Origin of the sequence: Pantoea cypripedii (assembly GCF_002095535.1) — a bacterium.
GTDB lineage: Bacteria > Pseudomonadota > Gammaproteobacteria > Enterobacterales > Enterobacteriaceae > Pantoea > Pantoea cypripedii.
Window position 1 is genome coordinate 197346 of the sequence record NZ_MLJI01000001.1, and the last position, 26218, is coordinate 223563.

Sequence of the window (26218 nt, forward strand, 5' to 3'; positions counted from 1 at the left end):
AGGGTTTTTTTCGTCTGTATTCTCAGTTCCGGCGGTCTATGTCACCGCGTGTTAAGCCGATATCGCGCAGCTGCGTATCGCTCAGGTGCGACAGTATGCGTCGGGTTTCCCGGCGTAAACGCCAGGACTTCACCAGTTGCCGCAGTGCACGCAACATATCCAGCAACGTTATATTGAAGGGTCTTGCCGCACGGTTTTGATCGAATTCCATTATCCTGCCCTCGGTATGATGTCTGAGAAGCATTGTCCGGTTTTCGATCGTTTCAATACAGATTCAAAAAACACATTTATTCAACATACAGATTGCATTGTGATGGATCTGAATGGTAAAAATTAACCTCATCTGTACTGGTTTCTTCCCGCTGAAAATCATGTGAGGCATACGATGACGCGTTACCAGCATTTGGCTTGCCTGCTTTCTGACCGCATCGAGCAGGGGCTGTATCGTAGCGGTGAGCGACTGCCGTCAGTGCGTACGCTCAGCATTGAACACGGCGTCAGCATCAGTACCGTTCAGCAGGCCTATCATGTGCTGGAGGAGAAGCAGCTGATTGTGCCGCAGCCGCGTTCCGGTTATTTCGTTGCGAGCCGCAAAGCCACGCCGCCTGTTCCGGCCATCACGCGCCCCGCCCAGCGGCCGGTAGAAATCACCCAGTGGGAATCGGTACTCGAACTGCTCAGTAGCCGCATTGAGGGTGATGTCATTCAGTTAGGCAGCGGTATCCCGGACCTGACGCAGCCCACCCTTAAACCGCTATGGAAGATCCAGGCTCGTATGGCGCAGAAGCAGGATATTAACCTGCTGAATTATGACTCCCTGTTGGGTGTCACAGCGCTGCGCGAGCAGGTCGCCCGTCTGACGATTGATAGCGGCTGCCAGCTTACCGCTGACGATATCGTGATCACCACCGGCTGCCATGAAGCGTTGTCGGTATCTATCCGTGCCGTTTGCCAGCCTGGTGACATCATTGCGGTGGAATCGCCGACTTTCCACGGCACCATGCAGACGCTGCGTGGTTTTGGCATCCGCGTGATTGAAATCCCTACTGACTCGGTGACCGGCATCAGCCTCGAAGCGCTGGAACTGGCGTTTGAACAGTGGCCGATCAAAGCCGTGGTAGTGGTGCCCAATTGTAATAACCCATTGGGTTTTATCATGCCGGAAGCGCGTAAACGTGCGCTGCTGACACTGGCACAACGCTTTGATGCCGCGATTATTGAAGACGATGTGTATGGTGAGCTGGCGTGGGAATATCCGCGCCCCATCAGCATTAAATCGCTGGATATGGATGGGCGCGTGCTGTTATGTAGTTCATTTTCCAAAACATTGTCACCGGGCCTGCGTGTCGGCTGGGTTGCGCCAGGACGCTACCGCGAACGCGTACTGCATATGAAATATATCAGTACCGGTTCATCGGCCACCGTGACGCAGCATGTGGTGGCGGAGTTTATTCGCCAGGGGTATTACTTGCCGCACCTACGCCGCATGCGTCAGGTTTATCAACGCAATTACGAGACGTTGAGCTGCTGGGTTCGTCACTATTTTCCCTGTGGCATTTGCGTATCGCGCCCCCAGGGGAGTTTCCTGATGTGGATCGAACTGCCTGAAGCTTTTGATGCCGTACGCCTGAACGCTGAATTGCGAGAGTCAAAAATTCAGGTGGCGGTGGGTTCATTGTTTTCGGCCTCGGGTAAGTATCGCAACTGCCTACGCCTGAATTATGCCTTGCCAATTAATGAGGCGACTGAGCAGGCGATCGCGCTGGTGGGGGCTGCTGTGGAACATGCCATGACGATATGCAGCGTGGAAAACCCTGCGGGCACAATGCTGCATATTTCGTAGCAGCGCGGTTTAACGCGCTGCTACGTGCTTCAACTGAGCCTTACACCGCGGTTGTGGGTTCTGCCAGCTCCAGCAGCGCCTGGGTGGCGGCTCGCCAGTCCGGGGCCTGGGTGATGGCACTGACGACCGCGATACTGCCGACGCCGGTTGCCAAAACTTCAGGCGCGCGTGCCAGCGAGATGCCGCCAATCGCCACGGTTGAAATGCCTTCCAGCCGCGCCAGATGACGTTTCAGCTCGGTAATCCCCTGCGGCTCAGACGGCATCTCTTTGGTCTGCGTTGGGAAAATATGTCCCAGCGCGATATAAGAGGGGCGCACAGCCAGCGCCCGATCCAGCTCAGCATCGTCATGGGTGGATAAGCCAAGGCGTAGTCCCGCCTGGCGAATAGCATCCAGATCGGCCACATCCAGATCCTCCTGACCCAGATGCACGCCATAGGCGTTATAGCGAATCGCCAATCGCCAATAATCATTAATAAACAGCCGGGCGCGATATTGCTTACCGAGTGCGATGGCATCGCGCACCGCATCCTCAACTTCGTGATCCTCGCAATCCTTAATCCGTAGCTGAATGGTGCGTACACCCGCTTCCAGTAAACGGGCAATCCACTCAACACTGTCCACAACCGGATAAAGCCCTAAACGCGGTGCGGTACTGGGAAATGGGGTGGTCATACTTTTTCCTCTTTCAAAGCATCGGCAGCATGATACAGCTCGCCGCCACGGCTGCGGAAGGCGTCTGACATCTGTGCCATACCCACTTCAACCGGCTGGGCTTCAGCCTGTTGGCGGGCGGCAAAGTCGCGCACTTCCTGGGTGATTTTCATCGAACAGAATTTTGGACCACACATGGAACAGAAATGCGCCACTTTACCCGATTCCTGCGGCAGCGTTTCATCGTGATAGGCGCGGGCGGTGTGGGGGTCCAGTGCCAGGTTGAACTGATCTTCCCAGCGAAACTCGAAACGTGCTTTGGACATGGCGTTATCGCGAATTTGCGCGCCAGGATGGCCTTTGGCCAGATCGGCCGCATGGGCGGCGATCTTGTAGGTAATCAGCCCTTGTTTTACATCTTCTTTATTCGGTAATCCCAGATGCTCTTTCGGGGTCACGTAGCACAGCATCGCGCAGCCGAACCAGCCAATCATCGCGGCACCAATACCAGAGGTGAAATGGTCATAGCCGGGGGCGATATCGGTGGTCAGTGGGCCGAGGGTGTAGAACGGGGCTTCGTGGCAATGCTCCAGCTGCTCGGTCATGTTGCGGCGAATCATCTGCATCGGTACATGGCCCGGGCCTTCGATCATCACCTGCACGTCATATTCCCAGGCGATTTTCGTCAGCTCGCCCAGGGTGTGCAGCTCGGCGAATTGCGCTTCATCGTTGGCATCCTGAATCGAACCCGGACGCAGACCATCGCCCAGCGACAGCGCAACATCGTAGGCAGCACAGATCTCACAAATCTCGCGGAAGTGCAGATACAGGAAGCTCTCCTGATGATGCGACAGGCACCACTTCGCCATAATCGAACCGCCGCGTGACACAATACCGGTCAGACGCTTCGCCGTCATCGGGACATAACGCAGCAGCACGCCAGCGTGGATGGTGAAGTAATCCACACCCTGCTCAGCCTGTTCCAGCAACGTATCGCGGAAAATTTCCCAGTTGAGGTCCTCCGCAATACCGTTCACTTTCTCCAGTGCCTGATAAATCGGTACAGTGCCAATCGGTACCGGGCTGTTGCGCAGAATCCATTCACGCGTTTCATGGATATAGCGGCCGGTGGAAAGGTCCATCACGGTATCGGCTCCCCAGCGTGTTGACCACACCAGCTTTTCCACCTCCTCTTCAATTGAGGAGCTGACGGCCGAGTTACCGATATTGGCATTCACCTTCACCAGAAAGTTACGGCCAATGATCATCGGTTCGGATTCGGGATGATTGATGTTGGAAGGGATGATGGCTCGCCCGGCGGCCACTTCCTGACGCACAAACTCGGCGGTGATATTGGCAGGCAGATGCGCACCAAAGCTATAACCCGGATGCTGTTGCAGCAACACTTCACCCCGGATGCGCTCACGTCCCATGTTTTCGCGTAGCGCAATAAACTCCATCTCCGGGGTAATGACGCCCTGGCGTGCGTAGTGCAGTTGGGTAACGCAATGACCGGCTTTGGCACGACGCGGTTGTGGCAGATGTTCGAAACGCAGGTGATCCAGCCCTTCATCCGCCAGCCGTTGCTGGGTATAGCTGGAACTTAGTTGATCGATGGTTTCACTGTCGCCACGATCGGCAATCCAGCCTGCACGCAGTTTTGCCAGTCCCTGATGCACATCAATGGTCGCTGACGGATCGCCATAGGCACCGGCGGTGTCATACACCGGCACCGGTTCGTTCGGTTCATACTGCGGGTTATCTTTACTGCCGCCGGTCAGGGTAGGGCTGAGCTGAATTTCACGCATCGGTACGCGAATGTCATCACGGCTGCCGGTGATCCAGATACGTTGCGAGTTGGGAAACGCGGTACCTTGCAGTGAATCGATAAATTCCTGCGCCTGGGCGCGTTGTTCACGACGAGAAGTTTTTGCAACAGACATAGCAATTTTCCTGTAAATGATGGAAGTTGCTTGTCCGGAGTCCGGAAGGAGTAACAGAAACGATGCACGCATCGTACTGATGATGTTTACTCTTGTTCCCTTCGCAGGTACTAACCTGATCAGGTTCCGCGGATCCCGAATTAACGGTCTCAGCCCTAAGGGCACTCCGACAAGATGGTGTTTTGTGCTTAAACCGCAAAACATTTAAAGCCCACGTAGCATAGAAGGGCTTTTTGCGAATAACAAGTTTTTTACAAATGGGCGATTTAAGCCGGGCGGGCGATAGGACTCTCATTCGCTACCCGCGGATGCGCCAGCTGATTATCCCATGCCAGACGCACCAGCTTGTCTTCCAGCGTAAAACGCGACTCCAGCACTTCACCCACTTCAGATAGCGCCTGCTGGAAGGTGGTGCAGTTGTCATCGGTGATGGCTTGTTGCAGATGGCCATCATACAACTGCATCATCCGTTCGGTATTGGCTTCCAGCGACGGGTAAAGCTGCGCAGCAGCAATCATCGGGCTGTCGCCCTGCATCTCGCTGATAATATGTTCATACACGCTGAAATGACCGGCGGAGAGATAATCCACCAGATTGTGGCAAAAGGCATCCAGCGCCCGTTCGTCCAATGCGCTCAGCGCATCTTTCTTCGGCTTCATGCCAACCAACTGATAATAGGTCACGAGTAACTGACGACGCGCGTGTAGCCATGAATCGACTAATTCGTTGCCGCTGCCTACACGCTCGGTCAGGTCATCTAACTGAGTAAGCATACGAGGCTCCATGTGGGTTATAGTTGTTCATTCTGCGAATAGACGCTAAGGATGACGATTTAAATGCAACGTGAGATCTCAAGCGTAGACGCTGGCTGGTGGATTGTCAGCCATGAACAAAAACTTTGGCTGCCACAGGGTGAACTACCGCATGGTACTGCGGAACAATTCGGCCTGGCGGGCAGTGACGGCATGGTGATTGGTGAGTGGCAGGGCGAAAATGTCTGGCTGGTGCGCCAATCACGCTCCGATAACATGGGGTCTGTACGCCAACTGATTGATGAGGACGTTGGCCTGTTCCAGCTTGCCGGGCGCGGCGTCCAACTGGCGGAGTTCTATCGTTCCCATCGCTGGTGCGGCTATTGCGGCCACGAGATGCATTTAAGCAAACGTGAATTCGCCTGCCTGTGCGGCCATTGTCGCGAGCGTTATTACCCGCAAATCGCCCCCTGCATCATTGTCGCCATCCGCCGGGGTGATGAGATTTTGCTGGCAAACCATGCGAAGCATCGCAACAACGTTTATACCGTGCTGGCCGGATTTGTCGAAGTGGGCGAGACCCTCGAACAGGCGGTGGCACGTGAAGTGATGGAAGAAAGTAATGTACGGGTGAAAAACGTGCGTTACGTGACCTCACAACCGTGGCCGTTCCCCCATTCGCTGATGATGGCGTATATGGCGGAATATGACGGCGGAGAACTGCAACATGACGGCAAAGAGCTGCTGGATGCGGGCTGGTTCCGCTACGATGCCCTGCCATTATTACCCCCGCCTGGTACCGTGGCGCGACGTTTGATTGAAGATACCGTTGCCCAGTGTCGCGCCAGCGCGATGTGAAAATGCTACACTGGCGCCCTGCAAGTGAGAGAGCCAATTATGAGTGAACTGAAGAACGATCGTTATCTGCGTGCCCTGTTACGTCAGCCGGTGGATATCACCCCGGTATGGATGATGCGACAAGCCGGGCGTTATCTGCCGGAGTACAAAGCCACTCGTGCCGAGGCCGGTGATTTTATGTCGCTGTGTAAAAATGCTGAGCTGGCGTGCGAAGTCACGTTGCAACCGTTGCGTCGTTACGCGCTGGATGCGGCCATCCTCTTCAGCGATATCCTCACCATCCCCGATGCGATGGGGCTGGGCCTGTATTTTGAAACCGGTGAAGGCCCGCGTTTCTCTCACCCCATTACCTGCCGGGCGGATGTCGATAAACTGCCGGTGCCCGATCCGGAGCAGGAACTGGGCTACGTGATGAATGCTGTGCGTACCATCCGCCACAACCTGAAAGGCGAAGTCCCGTTGATCGGCTTTTCCGGTAGCCCGTGGACGCTGGCGACCTATATGGTCGAAGGCGGCAGCAGCAAGGCGTTTACCAAAATCAAAAAGATGATGTACGCCGAGCCGCAGACGCTGCATATGCTGCTGGATAAACTGGCAGACAGCGTGATCCTCTATCTGAACGCGCAGATCAAAGCGGGTGCCCAGTCGATCATGGTATTCGACACCTGGGGTGGCGTGCTGACCGGCCGTGACTACCGTGAATTCTCGCTTTACTACATGCACAAGATTGTCGATAGCGTGCTGCATGAAAACGAAGGCCGCCGCGTGCCAATCACCCTGTTCACCAAAGGTGGCGGGCAGTGGCTGGAAGCGATGGCAGAAACCGGTTGCGATGCGCTGGGACTGGACTGGACCACGGATATTGCTGATGCGCGTCGTCGCGTTGGTCATAAAGTGGCGTTGCAGGGCAACATGGACCCATCAATGCTGTATGCGCCTCCGGCCCGTATCGAGCAGGAAGTGGCGGGTATCCTCGAAGGTTTTGGTGCCGGGGAAGGCCATGTCTTCAACCTGGGCCACGGTATCCATCAGGATGTGCCGCCGGAGCACGCCGGTGCCTTTGTTGAGGCGGTGCATCGTCTGTCCCGTCCTTACCATCAGGGTTAACCATGGATTTAGCGGCGCTACGCAGGGAACAGCAACAGCGCGCGGCTGAAGTGGTGCGGCAGGACGATTTTGAGGTGCTGCCGCCTCGCTGGATTGCCGGTGCCGATGTGGGCTTTGAACAGGGCGGTGAGGTGACACGCGCCGCGCTGGTGATTCTGGAGTACCCCTCGTTACAGCTGGTGGAGCATCAGATCGCGCGCATCAGTACCACCATGCCGTATATCCCCGGTTTTCTCTCCTTTCGCGAAGTGCCCGCCCTGCTGGCAGCCTGGCAGCAGCTCAATCATCAGCCCGATTTGTTGTTTGTCGATGGACACGGTATCTCGCATCCGCGTCGGCTCGGCGTTGCCGCGCATTTCGGCTTGCTGGTGGATGTGCCCACCATTGGCGTGGCGAAGCGGCGTTTATGCGGGCATGTTGAGGCGCTGGATGAAGCACCGGGCAGCCGCCAGCCATTGCTGGATAAGGATGAGCAGATTGGCTGGGTGTGGCGCAGCAAGGCGCGCTGCAATCCGCTGTTTATCTCCACCGGCCATCGCGTCAGCACTGATAGCGCTCTGCAATGGGTGGAAAACTGTACCGCGGGCTATCGTTTACCTGAGCCGACTCGCTGGGCGGATGCGGTTGCTTCCGGTCGTCCGGCCTTTCTGCGCAGGCAAAATGCGCGTTGACGCTGTTTGCGCGCGGCTTTTGCGGTACACTGCCGCCAGCTAAATTATTGAGAGCAAGTTTGATGTTACAGAACCCCGTCCATTTACGTCTGGCGAAGCTGGAAAGCTGGCAGCACGTCACCTTTATGGCCTGTCTGTGTGAGCGTATGTTCCCCAACTACTGGGCCTTCTGTCAGCAGACCGAATTCGCCGATCCGCAGCTTTATCGTCGCATGCTCGATCTCGTCTGGGAAAGCCTGACGGTCAAAGACGCCAAAATCAATTTCGACAGCCAGCTGGAGAAACTGGAAGCGGCGATCCCCAATGGTGATGATTTCGATATCTACGGAGTGCATCCGGCGATTGATGCCTGTGTGGCATTGAGCGAAGTACTGCATGCGCAGCTGAGTGGGGAAACCCTTGAGCATGCCATTGAGGTCAGCCGGACGTCGATTACTACCGTCGCGATCCTCGAAATGACCCAGGCTGGACGCGAAATGAGCGATGAAGAGCTGCACGAAAACCAGGCAATTATTGACGAATGGGATCTGCAGTGGGAGATTTTTCGCCTGCTGGCAGAGTGCGAAGAGCGCGACCTTGAACTAATTAAAGGGTTACGTTCTGACCTGCGCGAAGCGGGAATCAGTAACATCGGTATAATTTTTCAGCAATAAGGCGAGAAAACGTGACTTCAGGCCCGAATTAGCGCGCCTGGAGGCTTCACATCAGCCCCCTGTCTGGTCTACATTTGGGGGGCTGAAAATTGTGGCTATCGGTGCGTGCAGGCTGAAGAGGGCCAGAATCTGGCTTTTCCCTCGCACTCGTTGCTTAGCAAGCGATAAATACACTTTAAGGATAACTTATGAACAAGACTCAACTGATTGATGTGATCGCGGAAAAAGCAGACCTGTCAAAAACCCAGGCTAAAACTGCACTGGAATCTACTCTGGCTGCGATCACTGAGTCTCTGAAAGATGGTGATGCTGTACAACTGGTTGGTTTTGGTACTTTTAAAGTGAACCACCGCGCTGAGCGTACCGGTCGCAACCCGCAGACTGGCAAAGAGATCAAAATCGCTGCGGCAAACGTACCGGCGTTCGTCTCTGGTAAAGCGCTGAAAGACGCTGTTAAATAAGTTTCCGCGACGCGGTATAGCTTTAAAAGAGGGGCGGCATCGCCCCTTTTTGTTGCCGGAGCCTGCCATGCTGAACCTTTTACATCAGCGCGTCTGCGCTCTGTTATGTGGTGCCCTCCTGGTAGGGTGCAGCTCCACTCCTGATCTTCCTGCCTTTACCGCCAGCGGCTACCTTGCCGACCGTGGCGTAGTGCGTATCTGGCGCAAAAACAGCGACCATCAGTCAATTCATATGCGTACCGTCTTCACCCCCTTTGATGGTGATGCGATGGAGACCACCGATTACAGCTGGCTGAATAACAATCTCACCAACGTGGAACGGCAGGTCGCGGGCAAGCAGCCGGATACCGTCACGCTGCGTTTCGATCAGCAAGGCAATCTCAATTTTATGCAGCGGCAGCTGGCCGGGCGACGTGAAGCCGTCAGCAGCGACAGCGTGGAACTGTACCGCTTCGATGCACAGCGCATGCTACAGCAGAGCAATGCGTTGCTGGATGGACGAGTGTTGCTGAGCCAGGGGCACTGGCTGGGCGGGATTCAGGTGCGAACCTGCGAAGGTAAAGTCATCAATGCGCCTTTCGATAGCAGCATGGTGGCAGCCCTGACCCAGCAACAGCAGCGCGATCCCGCGGTGTCGTTGATGGTGGCATGGCTGGAAGCGCCGGAAGGCGTACAGTTGCTCCATATCACCCCAACGGATGAATGCAGCTGGCAGCCGAAAGAGAGCGATTTCTGACGGGAATGAAGAAGGGGCACTGAGTGCCCCTGGTGATTATTTGCGGTTGATGGCGCGGTAGCCAATATCGTAGCGACAGAAACTGCCATCCCACGAGATAGGCTTAGCCAGCTCATAAGCGCGCTGCTGCGCGGCAGCCACATCTTCACCCAGCGCGGTGACGCACAGAACGCGTCCGCCATTGGTGACCACCAGATCATCTTTGAGCGTGGTACCTGCGTGGAACACCTTACCATCTGCAACTTCTTCCAGCGGCAGGCCATGAATCTGGTCGCCGGTGCTGTAGTCACCCGGATAACCGCCAGCCGCCAGCACCACACCCAGCGATGGGCGAGGATCCCATTGTGAGGTCTGCTGATCCAGTTTACCGTCACAGGCCGCCAGGCACAGCGCCACCAGATCGGACTGCAAACGCAGCATGATCGGCTGGGTTTCCGGATCGCCAAAGCGGCAGTTGAATTCGATCACCTTAGGCTGACCGGATTGATCAATCATCAACCCGGCATACAGAAAGCCGGTGTAAGTGTTGCCTTCGGCTTTCATGCCATTCACGGTTGGCCAGATGATCTGATCCATCACGCGCTGGTGGATCTCATCGGTCACCACCGGAGCCGGTGAATAAGCGCCCATACCGCCGGTATTCGGGCCGGTATCGCCATCACCCACACGTTTATGGTCCTGGCTGGTGGCCATGGGCAGCACGTTGTCGCCATCCACCATCACGATAAAGCTGGCTTCTTCGCCATCCAGGAACTCTTCAATGACGATGCGATGGCCGGCGTCGCCGAACGCGTTGCCTGCCAGCATATCCTGCACGGCATCTTCGGCTTCTTTCAGCGTCATCGCCACGATGACGCCTTTACCGGCAGCGAGACCGTCTGCTTTGATCACGATCGGTGCGCCTTTCTCGCGCAGGTACGCCAGCGCGGGCTCAACTTCGGTAAAGTTCTGATACTCAGCGGTTGGAATCTGCTGGCGGGCAAGGAAATCTTTGGTGAAGGCTTTGGAACCTTCCAGCTGTGCTGCCGCCTGCGTTGGGCCAAAAATTTTCAGACCTGCCGCGCGGAACGCATCCACCACCCCAATCACCAGCGGCGCTTCCGGGCCGACGATGGTCAGGTCAATGTTTTCCTGCTGAGCAAACGCCAGCAGCGCAGGAACATCGGTGGCACTGATTGCCACGTTCTGCAATGCCGGTTCCAGTGCGGTCCCCGCGTTGCCCGGTGCCACAAATACGGTTTCTGCCAGCGGAGACTGCGCAGCCTTCCACGCCAGGGCGTGTTCACGTCCGCCGTTACCAATCACTAAAATTTTCATCTGTAACGCTCCAAACGATTAATGGCGGAAATGACGCATGTCGGTAAAGATCATGGCGATGCCATGCTCATCGGCGGCGGCAATCACTTCATCATCGCGAATTGAACCACCCGGCTGGATGACGCAGGTGACACCGACTGAGGCGGCAGCATCAATACCATCGCGGAACGGGAAGAAGGCGTCAGAGGCCATAGCCGAACCTTTCACTTCCAGACCCTCATCACCGGCTTTGATACCGGCGATTTTCGCCGAGTAAACGCGGCTCATCTGGCCCGCGCCTATCCCGATAGTCATGTTGTCACGCGCATAGACGATGGCGTTGGATTTAACGAACTTCGCCACCTTCCAGCAGAACAACGCATCACGCAGTTCCTGTTCGGTCGGCTGGCGCTTGCTGACTACGCGCAACTGGCTGGCATCGACCATACCGAGATCGCGATCCTGCACCAGTAAACCGCCGTTAACGCGTTTGAAATCCAGCCCGGCAACGCGGCTCTGCCACTGACCACACACCAGCACGCGAACGTTCTGTTTGCTGGCGGTCACTTTCAGCGCGGCTTCGGTGGCTGACGGGGCAATGATCACTTCGACAAACTGACGACTGATGATGGCCTGAGCCGTCGCTTCGTCCAGCTCACGGTTGAAGGCAATGATGCCGCCAAACGCAGAAGTCGGATCGGTTTTATAAGCACGCTCGTAGGCATCCAGAATGGAATCGCCTACCGCCACACCACAGGGGTTGGCATGTTTCACAATCACGCAAGCGGCTTCGCTGAACTCTTTCACACATTCCAGCGCGGCATCAGTATCGGCGATGTTGTTGTAGGAAAGCGCTTTACCCTGTACCTGCTGTGCCGTCGCCACTGAGGCTTCCGCGACACTTTCTTCTATATAGAAAGCTGCATCCTGATGGCTGTTCTCGCCATAACGCATATCCTGTTTCTTAATGAAGTTAAGGTTCAGGGTACGTGGGAAGCGGCCTGCTGGCTCTTTGCTCTCGCCATGATAAGCCGGTACCAGGCTACCGAAGTAGTTGGCAATCATGCTGTCGTAGGCGGCGGTGTGTTCGAAAGCTTTGATCGCCAGATCGAAACGGGTTGCCAGCGTCAGGGAGTTCTCATTGGCATCCAGCTCCGCAATGATGGCGCTGTAGTCGCTGCTCTTCACCACAATGGCGACGTCTTTGTGGTTCTTCGCGGCAGAGCGCACCATGGTCGGGCCGCCGATATCGATGTTTTCCACCGCATCTTCCAGCGTACAACCCGGTTTTGCGACCGTCTGGGCAAAGGGGTAAAGGTTAACGACCACCATGTCGATGGGGCTGATAGCGTGCTGCGCCATGATGGCATCATCCTGGCCGCGACGACCGAGAATACCGCCATGCACTTTCGGGTGCAGCGTTTTGACGCGTCCATCCATCATTTCCGGAAAACCGGTGTAGTCAGACACTTCAGTGACTGGCAGGCCCGCATCTGCCAGCAGGCGAGCAGTACCACCTGTGGAGAGCAGCTCAACACCACGGCTGGAGAGTGCCTGAGCAAATTCGAGGATACCGGCTTTGTCTGAGACACTCAGCAGAGCGCGGCGTACAGGACGACGTTGTTGCATGGTGGTTTTATCCCTTGGCTTTGTTTCGCGTAAATAAGAGCGTTACATCAAGCTTAGCGTTTCTCTTCTATATAGAAGAAGCGGCTTGCTTCAGGTAACGCCCCAAAAGGGGCATCCTTGACGTCGCGGGGCATTGTAGCGAAAACGTTTGCGCGATGCTCGACTAAATTCATTTACCCGTCAGGATGTGGATAACTTTGTGTGTAAGTGGGTATAAGGCGGGGTTTTGCTGTGGAATGCAGCGAACGGTTGTTTTTATTGAAATTAGCGGTTGCGCATGCCGAACAACTCCCTATAATGCGCCTCCATCGACACGGCACAACGGCTTACGAAATGCGGTGTTGAGAGAGAAGTTCTGAAGGAACTCTCGCCGGGGAAAATCGCTGAAAAAAGTGATTGACTCTGAAGGAGGAAAGCGTAATATACGCCACCTCGCGACAGACGGTTAACCCGCTGCTCGCACTGCTCTTTAACAATTTATCAGACAATCTGTGTGGGCACTCGCAGGATTGATATCAAAAGTCTACGGACTTAAAAAATATCAAGTCTCAAGAGTGAACACGTAATTCATTACGAAGTTTAATTCTTTGTAGCATCAAACTTAAATTGAAGAGTTTGATCATGGCTCAGATTGAACGCTGGCGGCAGGACCTAACACATGCAAGTCGAACCTAGCTAGCTAGGAATTTGCCTGGCGGCTGTAGCGCGGTGGTCCCACCTGACCCCATGCCGAACTCAGAAGTGAAACGCCGTAGCGCCGATGGTAGTGTGGGGTCTCCCCATGCGAGAGTAGGGAACTGCCAGGCATCAATTTTAGTGTGCTGATATGGCTCAGTTGGTAGAGCGCACCCTTGGTAAGGGTGAGGTCCCCAGTTCGACTCTGGGTATCAGCACCAGTTATGGCATGAGTTCGGATTCAAAAGAATTTGCCTGGCGGCTGTAGCGCGGTGGTCCCACCTGACCCCATGCCGAACTCAGAAGTGAAACGCCGTAGCGCCGATGGTAGTGTGGGGTCTCCCCATGCGAGAGTAGGGAACTGCCAGGCATCAATTAAGTGAAGAAGCCCTGAACGAAAGTTCAGGGCTTTTTTACGTCTGAAAATCAGGAAAACTCACGGATGCATAACAGCACGATGAATCGCGCTGTTATAGATAGCCGGTTTTAGAAGGTTAAACTCGCGGTGATTCCCCCAACAAAAGCATCTTTGACGCTGCTATCCGCGCCTGGTGCGGCAACGTATTGAAGATTAGGGCGCAGTGACAACCACTGACGGACGTTCCAGGCATAGTAGAGTTCATAATCGTATTCTGAACCTCTGATTACCGGCAGATAAGTGGCGTCATTGACGCTCTGTACACCATTTTCTTCATTTTCCCGCTCCAGCATGCGGCTATAGGCTGAATTCACATGTAGCCGGGCCATTCCTAAGCCAATTTCATCCTGTGGACGAGCAGCAAAAAGCCCTTTCCAGGTCAATGCAACGGTCTGAGTATCATCAAGCTTTGAGGTCCGTTTATCGTGCATCACCTGGCTAAGCGTTAACGATAAGCCACGATGGTTGTCATGCTGCCAGGCGAATAACTGTTGCTGAACAATGGCATAAGCGCCATAACCGTGGGCAGTATCGCCATATTCACCGTGCTGCCAGCTATGATAAACCCCGCCCTGGGCTGAAGAGTAATAAGCACCCAGACGATAATTGCCTGGTAATGCATCTGCACCCAGTTTGGGCTGCCAACCGATTTCTACCGGGATAAGATTGCCATCGGAGTGTTTGACCGAGAAATGGAAACCGCTACCACGATTATCGTTGTCATCATTTTGGTTATAAAATCCAACCTTAACATAGATATCCGGTGTGATATTGAGCTGTAAACGTCCCATCCATTGTGACACTGGCCAGTTCATCCAGCGATCGCTACGTGACTTACCGGGAATACCGGGACCAAGTGCAAGGTTCTGGAAATGGGTTTCGATGGTACCGAAGTCCTCACCCACCGTTGCCCGGCCAAGTTTGAGATTGAAACGATCGTCACTAAAGCCAGTACGCAACCAGAACTGTGTCAGACGCCATGTTTGCCCGCGGCCATAGACTTCCTGCACTGAGGAGAGCATCGGTGCCTTAGGATTAGCGATCTGCTCAGAAAGGTTTTGTCCGTTGCGGTCGGTCACCGTCGCCTGGAAATCCGTATCCTGCCAGCCCAGCAATTTTTGCAGATCGAGATGAGTGCCAAACGCCCATTGGTCAGTGTAACGAGCGGTAGTTGCAGACTGATAACCTCCTGCCAGGTTTGCCGCACTCTCCATGACATAATTAACATTGAAATCAATGCCCTGTTGCTGAAGTGCGGTGCGCTGGCCATTCCAGTCACCCAACATCCACGGGGAGTCATTGGAAAAGGGGCTGGCGGCTGCGAACCCATTGGGTGCGGTAACAGCCAGCATAATGCCTGGCCAAATCAGGCTGGCGATTTTTACTTTATGCATAATAAACAACCTTACAGATATAATTTCCGAGCCAATAAAATGAAGCGTTAATATTGATATCTTTTTTAATAACAGGAATGACTTATACATCATCATGGATTTTATTTTATAAATATATAAATGTGATTTTTGATTGAAAACAATATTATTTACAACTGTATGAATTTATTGGTTTTAAAATTAAAAACAAACGAAATGTAATTTATTTATCTATTTTAATTGATGGTATTTAATCAACCAAAACGGTATGGGTAATAAACCAAATAAATATAGATCTATATCCTGACTGATTAAAATAAGCCGGGCGATACCTTAATTTAAGGCATCTGAAGTTTATTGCCGCTTATGCCTGCTTATGATGCATTAAGCTGAAACATTTTCATAAACCGCATGAAGACTCGACATTCTGACTGCACCAGGCTAATGTCAGGCATCTGGATGTCTAAACGTTTATACGGTTGTAAGAGGTGAGCAGGTTATGCCAATCAGGATCCCCGACGAGTTACCGGCAGTGAATTTTTTGCGCAATGAGAATGTCTTTGTCATGACGTCATCGCGCGCCCGTGTCCAGGAGATCCGTCCGCTGAAAGTGCTGGTACTCAATCTGATGCCGAAAAAGATTGAAACCGAAAACCAGTTTCTGCGTCTGCTATCCAACTCGCCGTTGCAGATTGATATTCAGCTGTTGCGTATCGACAGCCGTGAGTCGCGTAATACGCCAACCGAACACCTGAATAACTTCTACTGTAATTTCGATGATATTCAGCATGATAACTTTGATGGCCTGATTGTCACCGGTGCGCCGCTCGGCCTGGTGGACTTCAACGATGTGGCTTACTGGCCGCAGATTCAGCGTGTACTGCACTGGGCAAAAGAACACGTCACCTCGACGTTGTTTGTCTGTTGGGCGGTACAGGCGGCGTTAAATATTCTGTATGGCATTCCGAAGCAGACGCGCCAGCACAAGCTGTCTGGTGTCTATGAACATCAGATTCTGCATCCCCATGCGTTACTGACGCGCGGTTTTGATGACAACTTCCTTGCCCCGCACTCACGCTATGCTGATTTCCCCAGCCAGTTGATTCGTGATTACACCGATCTGGAGCTATTTGCCGAATCAGAAACCACCGGTGCCTACCTGATGGCGAGTAAGGATAAACGCCTGGCGTTTGTTACCGGCCATCCGGAATACGATGCACTGACGTTATCCGGTGAATACCATCGTGATTACGATGCCGGGTTGAATCCAGAGGTTCCGTGGAACTATTTCCCACAGGACAATCCCGAGCTGCCGCCACGTGCAACCTGGCGTAGCCATGGCAACCTGCTGTTCTCCAACTGGCTGAACTACTACGTGTATCAGATCACGCCGTTTGATCTGCGGCATATGAACCCGACTCTGGAATAACCGATACATCCCATTGACCATGCCGTGGCCGCCTCGTGTAGCCACGGCATTTTTTTTGCCTGAATCACAGGGTGGAAGTTATTGCCTTTATTTCGAGTCTTTAAATTACATAATAATCAGCATGATAAATGTATTTATTAGTAAAATGGAAATAGTTTTTGAAAATAAAATAAAAATCATTATGCTCTGATCTTGCAGGTTAAAAAACACCCTACAGCCGGATCCCTCAACTCAGAACGGGATCAACACAGGAGGCAGCCCGCATGACAGACTCGGTTATCAGCAGCACGTTAACCTTTAGCCAGCCCTTTACCCACGCGGAAAAGCAGCTGCTCACCCCGGAAGCCATCGACTTTCTGCACTCTCTGGTGGCGCGTTTTGCCCCGGAACGCGAGCGCTTGGTGAAAGCCCGTCAGCAACGCCAGCAGCGTTATGATCAGGGTGCATTGCCAGGCTTTGATTCGGAAACGGCTTCCATTCGTGAAAATGACTGGCAGGTACGTCCGATACCGCAATTGTTGCGCGATCGTCGCGTGGAGATCACCGGTCCGCCGGATCGCAAAATGGTGATCAATGCCTTGAATGCCAACGTGAAAGTATTTATGGCGGATTTTGAGGACTCGCTGGCACCGACCTGGGAAAAACTGGTCGATGGTCAACTGGCATTACGTGATGCAGTGAAGGGGACGCTGAGTTTCACCAGTGAAACCGGCAAGATCTACCAGTTACGATCCGATCCCGCGCTGCTGATGTGCCGTGTCCGCGGTTTGCATCTGGATGAAAAGCATGTGGAGTGGCGCGATCGCGCTATCCCCGCAGGGTTGTTTGATTTTGCTCTGTACCTGTTTCACAACGTCGACGCGCTGCTGGAGAAGGGCCACGGGCCCTGGTTCTATCTACCGAAAACCGAGCATGCCAGCGAAGTGGCGTGGTGGCGTGAGATCTTCCGGTTCAGTGAAGATCGCTTTGATCTGCCACGCGGCACCATCAAAGCCACGGTGTTGATTGAAACGCTGCCAGCGGTATTCCAGATGGATGAGATCCTGTGGGAACTGCGTGATCACGTCGTTGGGCTGAACTGTGGCCGCTGGGATTACATCTTCAGCTATATCAAAACCCTTGGTCAGCATGGTGAGCGCATTCTGCCGGACCGCCAGCAAATCAGCATGGATCAGCCGTTCCTCGATGCGTATTCGCGGCTGCTGATCAGAACCTGCCACCGCCGTGGCGCACTGGCGATGGGGGGAATGTCGGCGCTGATCCCGAGCAAAGACCCGCAACGCAACGCCTGGGTCACGCAGAAGGTGCAGGAAGACAAAGCGCGCGAAGCAGCGAACGGTCACGATGGCACCTGGGTGGCCCATCCGGGCCTGGCCGACATCGCGATGGCGGAATTTAATCGTCAGCTGGGTGATCAACCTAATCAAATGCATGTCAGCCGCGAGCAGGATAGCCCGGTCACCGCAGAACGGCTGCTGCTGCCTTGCCGTGGCAAGCGCACCGAAGCGGGGATGCGTGCCAATATTCGCGTGGCGCTGCAATATCTTGAAGCCTGGATCAGCGGAAACGGCTGTGTGCCGATTGATGGCCTGATGGAAGATGCGGCCACTGCCGAAATTGCCCGCACCTCGATCTGGCAATGGATGCACCACAAGCAAATTCTCAGCGATGGCCAACTGGTAACGGCGGCGCTGTTTGAACAGCTGCTGGATGAAGAACTGACTGCGTTACAGCACAGCCTCGGCGATGAACGTTTCCATAACGGGCGTTTTGCCGATGCCGCTGCGCTGATGGCGCAAATCACCACCGATGATGAACTGGTTCCTTTCCTCACCCTGCCAGGCTACCGCCTGCTGGCCTGACCCCAGGAGATATTGCTATGACGACTCGTACGCAACAAATCAAACAGCTGGAAACCACCTGGCAGGATGCACGCTGGCAGGGAATTACCCGACCTTACAGCGCCCAGGATGTGGTGAATTTACGCGGTTCCGTCAACCCGGCCTGTACCCTGGCGGAGCGGGGGGCGCAAAAGCTGTGGTCGCTGCTGAATGGGGAATCGCAGAAAGGTTATATCAACAGCCTGGGGGCATTGACGGGCGGGCAGGCGGTGCAACAGGCGAAAGCGGGTATTGAGGCCATCTATCTCTCCGGCTGGCAGGTGGCGGCGGATGCCAACCTTGCCGGACAAATGTACCCGGATCAGTCGCTTTATCCGGTGAACTCGGTCCCGGCGGTGGTGGAGCGCATTAACCAGAGTTTCCAGCGTGCCGATCAGATTCAGTGGGCCAGCGGCATGTCACCGGAAGTCGAAGGCTTTATTGATTACTACCTGCCGATTGTGGCGGATGCGGAAGCCGGGTTTGGCGGGGTACTCAACGCTTTTGAGTTGATGAAATCAATGATTCAGGCGGGTGCGGCGGCGGTGCATTTTGAAGACCAGCTGGCAGCGGTGAAGAAATGCGGCCATATGGGCGGTAAAGTGCTGGTGCCAACCCAGGAGGCGATTCAGAAACTGGTGGCGGCACGTCTGGCAGCTGACGTAATGGACGTCCCGACGGTGCTGATTGCCCGTACCGACGCTGATGCGGCCGATCTCATCACCTCCGACTGCGATGAATACGATCGGGCGTTTATCACTGGCGAACGCACCTCGGAAGGTTTCTTCCGCACCCGTGCCGGGATTGAGCAGGCCATCAGCCGTGGTCTGGCGTATGCGCCCTATGCCGATGTGTTGTGGTGTGAAACCTCCACGCCGGATCTGGCACTGGCGCAGCGTTTTGCCGAGGCGATTCATGCGCAGTACCCAGGCAAGTTGCTGGCCTACAACTGCTCGCCGTCGTTCAACTGGAAGAAAAACCTCGACGATCGCACCATCGCCCGCTTCCAGCAGGCGCTGAGCGAGATGGGTTACCGCTTCCAGTTCATCACCCTGGCGGGTATCCATAGCATGTGGTTCAACATGTTCGACCTGGCGCATGCCTATGCGCAGGGCGAGGGCATGCGCCACTATGTGGAGAAGGTACAGCAGCCGGAATTTGCTGCGCGTGATAAGGGCTACACCTTCTCATCACATCAGCAGGAAGTGGGGACCGGCTATTTTGACCGCATCACTACGGTGATCCAGGGAGGTAAATCGTCGGTTACCGCGTTAACCGGTTCTACCGAAGCCGCGCAGTTCTGAGTGGTGATGCTGGCCCACGGAGGGGCCATTTTGCCGGGAGATGTGCCGATGCCGCCGAGAGAATCCCTCATTGCTCACACCATCCTGCAAGGTTTTGACGCGCAGTATGGTCGCTTTCTCGATATTACCGCCGGTGCTCAGCAGCGTTTTGAACAGGCTGACTGGCATGCCGTGCAGCAGGCGATGAAAGCACGTATCCATCTTTATGATCATCATGTTGGGCTGGTGGCAAATCAGCTGCGCATCCTCAATGGGGCGGCCGACTGGGATGAAGGTTTCTGGCTGCGGGTGAAAAGCCATTACGAAACCCTGCTGCCGGGTTACCCGCGTCATGAGATAGCCGAGAGCTTCTTTAATTCGGTGTATTGCCGGTTGCAGGGCCATAGCCACCTGACGCCGCAGCGATTATTTATCTTTCCTTCGCAGCCGTTTGCCCCGGCCCCGGCGTCACCCCGTCCGCTGTCGCGCCTGTACCGGCCACAGCACAACTGGCAGGAGACGTTACGGCAGATCTTCAACGACATTCCGTTACGCTTGCCATGGCAGGATCAGGCGCGCGATATCAGCTGGATCGTGCGTCATCTGCATGAGCAATTCAGCGCAGCTCAGCTGGCGACAGCAACGCTGGATGTCGCCAGCGAGCTGTTTTACCGCAATAAAACCGCGTGGATTGTGGCGCGCCTGCAACTGGACGATGACACGCTGCCGTGCCTGTTACCGATTCAGCGCGATGAAGCCGGGCGGCTGTGGATTGATACCTGCCTTACCGACAGCAACGATGCCAGTATCGTCTTCGGTTTTGCCCGCGCCTACTTTATGGTTTACGCCCCGGTGCCCGCCGCGCTGGTGGACTGGCTGCAACCGATTCTGCCGGGCAAAACCACCGCCGAACGCTATATGGCGATTGGTTGCCAGAAGCACGGTAAAACCGAGTGCTATCGCGAATATCTGCATTATCTGACGCACAGCCAGGAAGATTTCACCATTGCGCCCGGCGTGCGCGGCATGGTGATGCTGGTGTTCACGCTGCCGGGTTTTGACCGGGTGTTTAAGGTGATTAAGGACCGCTTTGCCCCGCAGAAAGAGGTGACGGATGCGCAGGTACGTGATTGTTATCGGCTGGTCAAAGAGCATGACCGCGTAGGCCGCATGGCTGACACCCAGGAATTTGAACACTTTGCGTTGCCGCGCGAGCGTATTCCGGCGGCGTTGATGGCGGAGTTTGAACGCGATATCCCGGAGAAAATCTGTATCGAAGATAACGTGGTGATCATTCGTCATCTGTGGCTGGAGAGACGAATGCAGCCGCTGAATCTGTGGCTGATGCAGGCCAACCCGGCACAGCGTCAGCACGCGATTGAAGAGTATGGCGATGCCATCCGGCAACTGGCGGCAGCCAATATTTTCCCCGGCGACATGCTGTTTAAAAATTTCGGCATGACGCGCCACGGGCGGGTGGTGTTTTACGATTACGATGAAATCCGCCCGATGACTGAGCTTCAGTTCCGCGATGTGCCGCCAGCCCGTTACGAAGAGGATGAGTTGCAGGCCGAGCCGTGGTACAGCGTCGGACCGGACGATGTGTTCCCGGAAACCTTCCGCTACGCGCTGTGCAGTGAACCGGCAACCGGTAAGTTACTGCTGGCGCTGCACCCGGAATTGTTTGATCCCGGCTGGTGGCGCGCGCAGCAGGCGCGGATTCGTCAGGGGCATATTGAAGAGGTGATGGCGTGGCGAACGGCACAGCGCTTCAGCGTGCGCTATGCCACGATCGCGGCTTAACGACCGGCGTACGCCAGCGTTACCTGTTTCGCCGCACGGATCACCAGTGCGCCGAGTTCGGTGATGCGGTCATCGGTCATACGCGCGATCGGCCCGGAAATCGAGATGGCGGCGAAAGGTTCACCGTGTTCATCGTAAATCGGTGCCGCGACGCAGCGCAGGCCCAGCGCGTGTTCTTCATCATCATGGGAAAAACCCACTTTGCGAATCAGCGCCAGATTCTCTTTCAGGCTGTGCGGTGACATCAGCGTTTTCGGCGTGTAGTAATGCAGGCCTTTCTGATGCAGCAGCGTGGTGACCTGGTCATCACTCAGATGGGCCAGGAAGGCTTTTCCCGCCCCGGAGGCGTGCATCGGCAGCTTGCCGCCAATCGGCGCGGACATACGCATCAGCTGGGTGCACTGCACCTGGTCGATAATCACCGCCTGGTAATCGCTGAGATCCAGCACCGCCAGATTCACCGTTTCTCCGGCGTCTTCCATCAACTTGCGCAGAATCGGATGCACAATGACCAGCAGATTGCGGCTTTGCAGGAAACTGCTGCCGACCACAAAGGCATGCGAGCCGATGGCCCAGAAACCTAAGTCGCCTACCTGATGAACAAAGCCCTGCTGCTGCATGGTGGTCAGCAGGCGATGGGTGGTGGAGTTGGGCAGTCCGGCCTGTTGAGCCAGCTCGGTCAGCGCGACGCTGCCGTTCGATTCTGCAATCAGTTCCAGCAGACGCAGACCACGCGTCAGGGACTGGACCTGGCCGCCAGCCGGGGCCGCAGTAGCCGCCGCAGTACGGGGTTTTTTGCCGCGTTTCGCGGGCGCAGGGGTAGCCATGACTTCTCCATCGTCGCATCAGATATGGAAACCATTTTCGTTTTTCGCCCTGCGAATGCAAATGCTGACTTACTGGTCGGATCTGTAAGGGGTTCACTCTGAAAATGTCTCATCCGTCATAACTTTTACCCACCTTAAAGTTGTGCCAGTATGTCTGGCTGGCATTTCAGCCAACGTAATGACGTGGACGGGGCAACAGTGAGTAACAGAATAGAAGCGCTGCATCAGCAGCTCGCGCGACGCATCATGATTCTGGACGGTGGCATGGGCACCATGATCCAGAGCTATAAACTGGATGAGCAGGATTTTCGCGGTAGCCGCTTTGCTGACTGGCCGTGCGATCTCAAAGGCAATAACGATTTGCTGGTGCTGTCCAAACCCGAGGTAATTCGCGAGATCCATAACGCTTACCTCGCGGCAGGTGCCGATATTCTGGAAACCAACACGTTCAACTCCACCACCATTGCGATGGCGGATTACGAAATGGAAGCGCTGTCGGCGGAGATTAACCTTGAAGCCGCCCGGCTGGCACGCGCCTGTGCCGATGAGTGGAGCGCTAAAACCCCTGAGCGCCCGCGTTATGTGGCCGGGGTGCTTGGCCCGACCAACCGTACCTGCTCCATCTCACCGGATGTGAACGATCCGGCATTTCGTAACGTGACCTTTAATCAGCTGGTGGAGGCTTATCGCGAGTCCACCCATGCGCTGATCGCCGGGGGTTCTGACCTCATCATGATCGAAACGGTGTTCGATACCCTGAACGCCAAAGCGGCTATCTATGCGGTCCAGACCGAGATGGAGGCGATGGGCGTGAAGCTGCCGCTGATGATCTCCGGCACCATTACCGATGCCTCTGGCCGTACCCTGTCCGGGCAAACCACCGAAGCCTTTTATAACTCGCTGCGCCACGCCGAGCCGTTATCTTTTGGTCTTAACTGCGCACTGGGACCGGATGAACTGCGTCAGTACGTGGCGGAGCTGTCGCGCATTGCCGAAGGTTATGTCACCGCGCACCCTAACGCCGGTCTGCCGAATGCTTTCGGCGAATACGATCTGGATGCCGCCACCATGGCGGAGCAAATTGGTGAATGGGCGCGTTCGGGTTTCCTCAACATCATTGGTGGCTGCTGCGGCACCACGCCGGAGCATATTGCGGCGATGGTGGCGGCAGTGGACGGCGTTGCGCCACGTAAGCTGCCGGAAATTGCGGTTGCCTGCCGTTTATCGGGGCTGGAGCCTCTGAATATCAGCGCGGATTCGCTGTTTGTGAACGTCGGAGAACGTACTAACGTTACCGGCTCGGCCAAATTTAAGCGTCTGATCAAAGAAGAAAAATACAACGAAGCGCTGGATGTGGCGCGCCAGCAGGTCGAAAGCGGTGCGCAAATCATCGATATCAACATGGATGAAGGCATGCTGGATGCGGAAGCGGCGATGGTTCGCTTCCTGAACCTGATTGCCGGTGAGCCGGATATCGCCCGCGTGCCGATTATGATCGACTCCTCCAAATGGGAGGTGATCGAGAAAGGGCTGCAATGCATCCAGGGCAAAGGCATCGTTAACTCGATCTCGATGAAAGAAGGCATCGAGATGTTTATCGATCACGCTCGCAAAGTGCGTCGCTACGGTGCCGCCATGGTGGTGATGGCGTTTGACGAAGTGGGCCAGGCGGATACCCGCGCGCGCAAAATCGAGATTTGCCGCCGTGCTTACCAGATCCTCACCGAAGAGGTGGGTTTCCCGCCGGAAGATATCATTTTCGACCCGAACATCTTTGCGGTCGCCACCGGTATCGAAGAACACAACAACTACGCCATGGACTTCATCGGTGCCTGTGAAGACATCAAACGCGAACTGCCGCATGCGATGATCTCCGGCGGCGTCTCAAACGTGTCGTTCTCGTTCCGTGGTAATGACCCGGTGCGTGAGGCGATTCACGCGGTGTTCCTCTACTACGCGATTCGCAACGGTATGGACATGGGGATCGTGAACGCTGGTCAGCTGGCGATTTATGACGATTTGCCTGCCGAGTTGCGCGATGCGGTGGAAGACGTGATCCTCAATCGCCGTGACGATGGCACCGAACGGTTGCTGGAGCTGGCGGAGAAATATCGTGGAGCCAAAGGTGACGGCGAGCAGGAAAAGCAGCTGGCGGAATGGCGCAGCTGGGATGTGGTCAAGCGTCTCGAATATTCGCTGGTCAAAGGCATCACCGAATTTATTGAGCAGGACACCGAAGAGGCGCGCCAGGCCTCCGCTCGCCCGATTGAGGTGATTGAAGGGCCGCTGATGTCCGGCATGAACGTGGTTGGCGATCTGTTTGGCGAAGGGAAGATGTTCCTGCCGCAGGTGGTGAAATCCGCGCGCGTGATGAAACAGGCGGTGGCTTACCTTGAACCCTTTATCCAGGCCAGCAAAGAGGCGGGCCGCAGCAACGGTAAAATCGTGCTGGCGACGGTGAAGGGCGATGTGCACGACATCGGTAAAAATATCGTCGGCGTGGTGCTGCAATGTAACAACTACGAAATTATCGATCTTGGCGTGATGGTGCCGAGTGACAAAATCCTGAAAACCGCCATCGAGCAGAAGGCCGATATTATTGGCCTGTCCGGGCTGATTACCCCGTCGCTGGATGAAATGGTTAACGTGGCGAAAGAAATGGAGCGTCAGGGCTTCACCATCCCGCTGCTGATTGGCGGTGCCACCACCTCGAAAGCGCATACCGCGGTGAAAATCGAGCAGAACTACAGTGGTCCGACGGTTTACGTACAGAACGCTTCACGTACCGTGGGCGTGGTGTCATCGCTGCTGTCGCCTACCCTGAAAGAAGATTTTGTCGCGCGCACGCGCAAAGAGTACGACACCGTGCGCATTCAGCACGCGCGTAAAAAGCCGCGCACGCCGCCGGTCAGCCTGCAAACCGCGCGTGACAACGATTTCTCCTTTGACTGGGAAAGCTACACGCCGCCAGTGGCGCATCGGCTCGGCGTCAGCCCGGTGGAAGCCAGCATCGAAACGCTGCGTAACTATATCGACTGGACGCCGTTCTTTATGACCTGGTCGCTGGCCGGGAAATATCCCCGCATTCTGGAAGATGAGGTGGTGGGGGAAGAGGCGCAGCGCCTGTTCCACGATGCGAACGCGATGCTCGATATGCTGAGCCAGAACGGTACGCTGCAACCGCGGGGTGTGGTGGGGATTTTCCCGGCCAACCGCGTGGGGGATGATATCCAGATTTACAGCGACGAAAGCCGCAGCCAGATATTGTGTGTGAGCCATCACTTACGTCAGCAAACCGAAAAAACCGACTTTGCTAACTACTGCCTGGCGGATTTTGTCGCCCCGAAAGCAAGCGGCAAAGCGGACTATCTCGGCGCGTTCGCCGTGACCGGCGGGCTGGAGGAAGATGCGCTGGCTGAGGCGTACGACCAGCAGCATGATGACTACAACAAAATCATGATTAAGGCCGTCGCGGATCGTCTGGCTGAAGCCTTTGCGGAATACCTGCACGAACGCGTACGTAAGGTGCTCTGGGGCTTTGGTGCTAATGAGAATCTCAGCAACGACGAGCTGATTCGTGAAAATTATCAGGGAATCCGTCCGGCTCCGGGTTATCCGGCCTGCCCGGAACACACTGAGAAAGCCCAGATTTGGCAACTGCTGGATGTGGAGACCCACACCGGTATGAAGCTGACGGAATCCTTTGCCATGTGGCCGGGCGCGTCGGTTTCCGGCTGGTACTTCAGCCATCCCGACAGCCGTTATTTTGCCGTGGCGCAGATTCAGCGCGATCAGGTGGAGGATTATGCGGCACGTAAGGGGATGAGCGTCAGTGAAGTTGAGCGCTGGTTAGCACCTAACCTTGGGTATGATGCAGACTGATCGGTAGCGGCGCGATTTATCGCGCAATTCCGTCGTGAGAGAGG

Annotated in this window: 20 protein-coding genes, 1 tRNA gene, 2 rRNA genes and 1 riboswitch; of the genes, 15 read left to right on the plus strand and 8 right to left on the minus strand. The window is 55.2% G+C overall.

The window, feature by feature from the left end; translation table 11 throughout:
* Positions 1-22: 22 nt before the first annotated feature.
* Positions 23-211: a DUF1127 domain-containing protein gene (locus tag HA50_RS00855; protein ID WP_084871757.1), complete on the minus strand. Its 189-nt coding sequence runs from the start codon at positions 209-211 to the stop codon at positions 23-25.
* A gap of 174 nt (positions 212-385) precedes the next feature.
* On the opposite strand from HA50_RS00855, the gene HA50_RS00860 reads away from it, so the two are divergent.
* Entirely contained in the window at positions 386-1843 is a 1458-nt protein-coding gene (locus tag HA50_RS00860; protein WP_084871758.1) for an aminotransferase-like domain-containing protein, read from the plus strand.
* A 40-nt stretch (positions 1844-1883) separates the two neighbouring features.
* On the opposite strand, the gene thiE is transcribed toward HA50_RS00860, so the two are convergent.
* From thiE to rsd, 3 genes are all read right to left on the minus strand, one after another.
* Positions 1884-2519 (minus strand): thiamine phosphate synthase, encoded by a 636-nt coding sequence (gene thiE / locus HA50_RS00865; RefSeq protein WP_084871759.1) that lies wholly within the window; start codon positions 2517-2519, stop codon positions 1884-1886.
* Positions 2516-4441 (minus strand): phosphomethylpyrimidine synthase ThiC, encoded by a 1926-nt coding sequence (gene thiC / locus HA50_RS00870; RefSeq protein ID WP_084871760.1) that lies wholly within the window; start codon positions 4439-4441, stop codon positions 2516-2518. Before thiC ends, thiE begins: the two co-directional genes overlap by 4 nt.
* Before the next feature lie 79 nt (positions 4442-4520).
* Positions 4521-4620, minus strand: a riboswitch (TPP riboswitch).
* Positions 4621-4707: 87 nt separating this feature from the next.
* A complete protein-coding gene (gene rsd, locus HA50_RS00875) occupies positions 4708-5214 on the minus strand; it encodes a sigma D regulator (RefSeq protein WP_084871761.1) in 507 nt (168 codons plus the stop codon).
* 63 nt (positions 5215-5277) lie between these two features.
* Between rsd and nudC the strand changes: the two genes are divergently transcribed.
* The 6 genes from nudC (at position 5278) to HA50_RS00905 (ending at position 9679) form a co-directional block, all read left to right on the plus strand.
* Positions 5278-6051 carry an NAD(+) diphosphatase gene (nudC, locus tag HA50_RS00880; RefSeq protein ID WP_084871762.1) on the plus strand — a complete coding sequence of 258 codons (774 nt, stop codon included), beginning with the start codon at positions 5278-5280 and terminating at the stop codon, positions 6049-6051.
* 39 nt (positions 6052-6090) lie between these two features.
* A complete protein-coding gene (gene hemE / locus HA50_RS00885; RefSeq protein ID WP_084871763.1) occupies positions 6091-7158 on the plus strand; it encodes a uroporphyrinogen decarboxylase in 1068 nt (355 codons plus the stop codon).
* Between the two features lie 2 nt (positions 7159-7160).
* Positions 7161-7829, plus strand: a complete 669-nt coding sequence (nfi, locus tag HA50_RS00890) for a deoxyribonuclease V (protein ID WP_084871764.1) — start codon at positions 7161-7163, stop codon at positions 7827-7829.
* A 62-nt stretch (positions 7830-7891) separates the two neighbouring features.
* Complete coding sequence (locus HA50_RS00895) at positions 7892-8482, plus strand: YjaG family protein (RefSeq protein WP_084871765.1); 591 nt, start codon at positions 7892-7894, stop codon at positions 8480-8482.
* A 188-nt stretch (positions 8483-8670) separates the two neighbouring features.
* Positions 8671-8943, plus strand: a complete 273-nt coding sequence (gene hupA / locus HA50_RS00900) for a nucleoid-associated protein HU-alpha (protein WP_013507416.1) — start codon at positions 8671-8673, stop codon at positions 8941-8943.
* Between the two features lie 67 nt (positions 8944-9010).
* Entirely contained in the window at positions 9011-9679 is a 669-nt protein-coding gene (locus HA50_RS00905) for a DUF1481 domain-containing protein (RefSeq protein WP_084871766.1), read from the plus strand.
* A 36-nt stretch (positions 9680-9715) separates the two neighbouring features.
* Here the strand turns inward: HA50_RS00905 and purD are convergent, their stop codons facing one another.
* Both purD and purH read right to left on the minus strand, forming a co-directional pair.
* Positions 9716-10996: a phosphoribosylamine--glycine ligase gene (gene purD, locus HA50_RS00910; protein WP_084871767.1), complete on the minus strand. Its 1281-nt coding sequence runs from the start codon at positions 10994-10996 to the stop codon at positions 9716-9718.
* 18 nt (positions 10997-11014) lie between these two features.
* Positions 11015-12604, minus strand: a complete 1590-nt coding sequence (purH, locus tag HA50_RS00915) for a bifunctional phosphoribosylaminoimidazolecarboxamide formyltransferase/IMP cyclohydrolase (protein ID WP_084871768.1) — start codon at positions 12602-12604, stop codon at positions 11015-11017.
* Positions 12605-13294: 690 nt separating this feature from the next.
* Between purH and rrf (HA50_RS00920) the strand changes: the two genes are divergently transcribed.
* The 3 genes from rrf (HA50_RS00920) (at position 13295) to rrf (HA50_RS00930) (ending at position 13649) form a co-directional block, all read left to right on the plus strand.
* Positions 13295-13410, plus strand: a 5S ribosomal RNA gene (gene rrf / locus HA50_RS00920).
* A 14-nt stretch (positions 13411-13424) separates the two neighbouring features.
* Positions 13425-13500 (plus strand) — tRNA-Thr (locus HA50_RS00925).
* 33 nt (positions 13501-13533) lie between these two features.
* Positions 13534-13649 (plus strand): 5S ribosomal RNA (rrf, locus tag HA50_RS00930).
* Positions 13650-13765: 116 nt separating this feature from the next.
* Here rrf (HA50_RS00930) and HA50_RS00935 read toward each other — a convergent pair.
* Positions 13766-15091 (minus strand): carbohydrate porin, encoded by a 1326-nt coding sequence (locus HA50_RS00935; protein ID WP_084871769.1) that lies wholly within the window; start codon positions 15089-15091, stop codon positions 13766-13768.
* A gap of 478 nt (positions 15092-15569) precedes the next feature.
* On the opposite strand from HA50_RS00935, the gene metA reads away from it, so the two are divergent.
* The 4 genes from metA to aceK all read left to right on the plus strand — a co-directional run bounded on the left by metA (position 15570) and on the right by aceK (position 21465).
* The gene (gene metA / locus HA50_RS00940; RefSeq protein WP_084871770.1) at positions 15570-16499 is read left to right on the plus strand and encodes a homoserine O-acetyltransferase MetA; all 930 of its coding nucleotides are present in this window, start codon (positions 15570-15572) and stop codon (positions 16497-16499) included.
* A 263-nt stretch (positions 16500-16762) separates the two neighbouring features.
* A complete protein-coding gene (aceB, locus tag HA50_RS00945; RefSeq protein WP_084871771.1) occupies positions 16763-18361 on the plus strand; it encodes a malate synthase A in 1599 nt (532 codons plus the stop codon).
* A gap of 17 nt (positions 18362-18378) precedes the next feature.
* Positions 18379-19683: an isocitrate lyase gene (gene aceA, locus HA50_RS00950; protein ID WP_084871772.1), complete on the plus strand. Its 1305-nt coding sequence runs from the start codon at positions 18379-18381 to the stop codon at positions 19681-19683.
* 48 nt (positions 19684-19731) lie between these two features.
* Positions 19732-21465 (plus strand): bifunctional isocitrate dehydrogenase kinase/phosphatase, encoded by a 1734-nt coding sequence (gene aceK, locus HA50_RS00955; RefSeq protein WP_139810885.1) that lies wholly within the window; start codon positions 19732-19734, stop codon positions 21463-21465.
* Here aceK and iclR read toward each other — a convergent pair.
* Complete coding sequence (iclR, locus tag HA50_RS00960) at positions 21462-22292, minus strand: glyoxylate bypass operon transcriptional repressor IclR (RefSeq protein ID WP_084871773.1); 831 nt, start codon at positions 22290-22292, stop codon at positions 21462-21464. The two genes, aceK and iclR, sit on opposite strands and share 4 nt — an antisense overlap.
* A gap of 150 nt (positions 22293-22442) precedes the next feature.
* Between iclR and metH the strand changes: the two genes are divergently transcribed.
* Positions 22443-26174, plus strand: coding sequence for a methionine synthase (gene metH / locus HA50_RS00965; protein WP_084871774.1), 3732 nt, complete (start codon positions 22443-22445; stop codon positions 26172-26174).
* Positions 26175-26218 lie beyond the last annotated feature (44 nt).

What these genes read in the sequence shown, in the direction of transcription:
- rsd (WP_084871761.1), bottom strand. Translation starts at nt 5,214, where the DNA reads ATGCTTACTCAGTTAGATGACCTGACCGAGCGTGTAGGCAGCGGCAAC.
- metA (WP_084871770.1), top strand. Translation starts at nt 15,570, where the DNA reads ATGCCAATCAGGATCCCCGACGAGTTACCGGCAGTGAATTTTTTGCGC.
- nfi (WP_084871764.1), top strand. Translation starts at nt 7,161, where the DNA reads ATGGATTTAGCGGCGCTACGCAGGGAACAGCAACAGCGCGCGGCTGAA.
- HA50_RS00860 (WP_084871758.1), top strand. Translation starts at nt 386, where the DNA reads ATGACGCGTTACCAGCATTTGGCTTGCCTGCTTTCTGACCGCATCGAG.
- hupA (WP_013507416.1), top strand. Translation starts at nt 8,671, where the DNA reads ATGAACAAGACTCAACTGATTGATGTGATCGCGGAAAAAGCAGACCTG.
- iclR (WP_084871773.1), bottom strand. Translation starts at nt 22,292, where the DNA reads ATGGCTACCCCTGCGCCCGCGAAACGCGGCAAAAAACCCCGTACTGCG.
- aceB (WP_084871771.1), top strand. Translation starts at nt 16,763, where the DNA reads ATGACAGACTCGGTTATCAGCAGCACGTTAACCTTTAGCCAGCCCTTT.
- thiC (WP_084871760.1), bottom strand. Translation starts at nt 4,441, where the DNA reads ATGTCTGTTGCAAAAACTTCTCGTCGTGAACAACGCGCCCAGGCGCAG.
- metH (WP_084871774.1), top strand. Translation starts at nt 22,443, where the DNA reads ATGTCTGGCTGGCATTTCAGCCAACGTAATGACGTGGACGGGGCAACA.
- HA50_RS00905 (WP_084871766.1), top strand. Translation starts at nt 9,011, where the DNA reads ATGCTGAACCTTTTACATCAGCGCGTCTGCGCTCTGTTATGTGGTGCC.
- aceA (WP_084871772.1), top strand. Translation starts at nt 18,379, where the DNA reads ATGACGACTCGTACGCAACAAATCAAACAGCTGGAAACCACCTGGCAG.
- purH (WP_084871768.1), bottom strand. Translation starts at nt 12,604, where the DNA reads ATGCAACAACGTCGTCCTGTACGCCGCGCTCTGCTGAGTGTCTCAGAC.
- hemE (WP_084871763.1), top strand. Translation starts at nt 6,091, where the DNA reads ATGAGTGAACTGAAGAACGATCGTTATCTGCGTGCCCTGTTACGTCAG.
- HA50_RS00855 (WP_084871757.1), bottom strand. Translation starts at nt 211, where the DNA reads ATGGAATTCGATCAAAACCGTGCGGCAAGACCCTTCAATATAACGTTG.
- aceK (WP_139810885.1), top strand. Translation starts at nt 19,732, where the DNA reads ATGCCGCCGAGAGAATCCCTCATTGCTCACACCATCCTGCAAGGTTTT.
- HA50_RS00895 (WP_084871765.1), top strand. Translation starts at nt 7,892, where the DNA reads ATGTTACAGAACCCCGTCCATTTACGTCTGGCGAAGCTGGAAAGCTGG.
- nudC (WP_084871762.1), top strand. Translation starts at nt 5,278, where the DNA reads ATGCAACGTGAGATCTCAAGCGTAGACGCTGGCTGGTGGATTGTCAGC.
- thiE (WP_084871759.1), bottom strand. Translation starts at nt 2,519, where the DNA reads ATGACCACCCCATTTCCCAGTACCGCACCGCGTTTAGGGCTTTATCCG.
- HA50_RS00935 (WP_084871769.1), bottom strand. Translation starts at nt 15,091, where the DNA reads ATGCATAAAGTAAAAATCGCCAGCCTGATTTGGCCAGGCATTATGCTG.
- purD (WP_084871767.1), bottom strand. Translation starts at nt 10,996, where the DNA reads ATGAAAATTTTAGTGATTGGTAACGGCGGACGTGAACACGCCCTGGCG.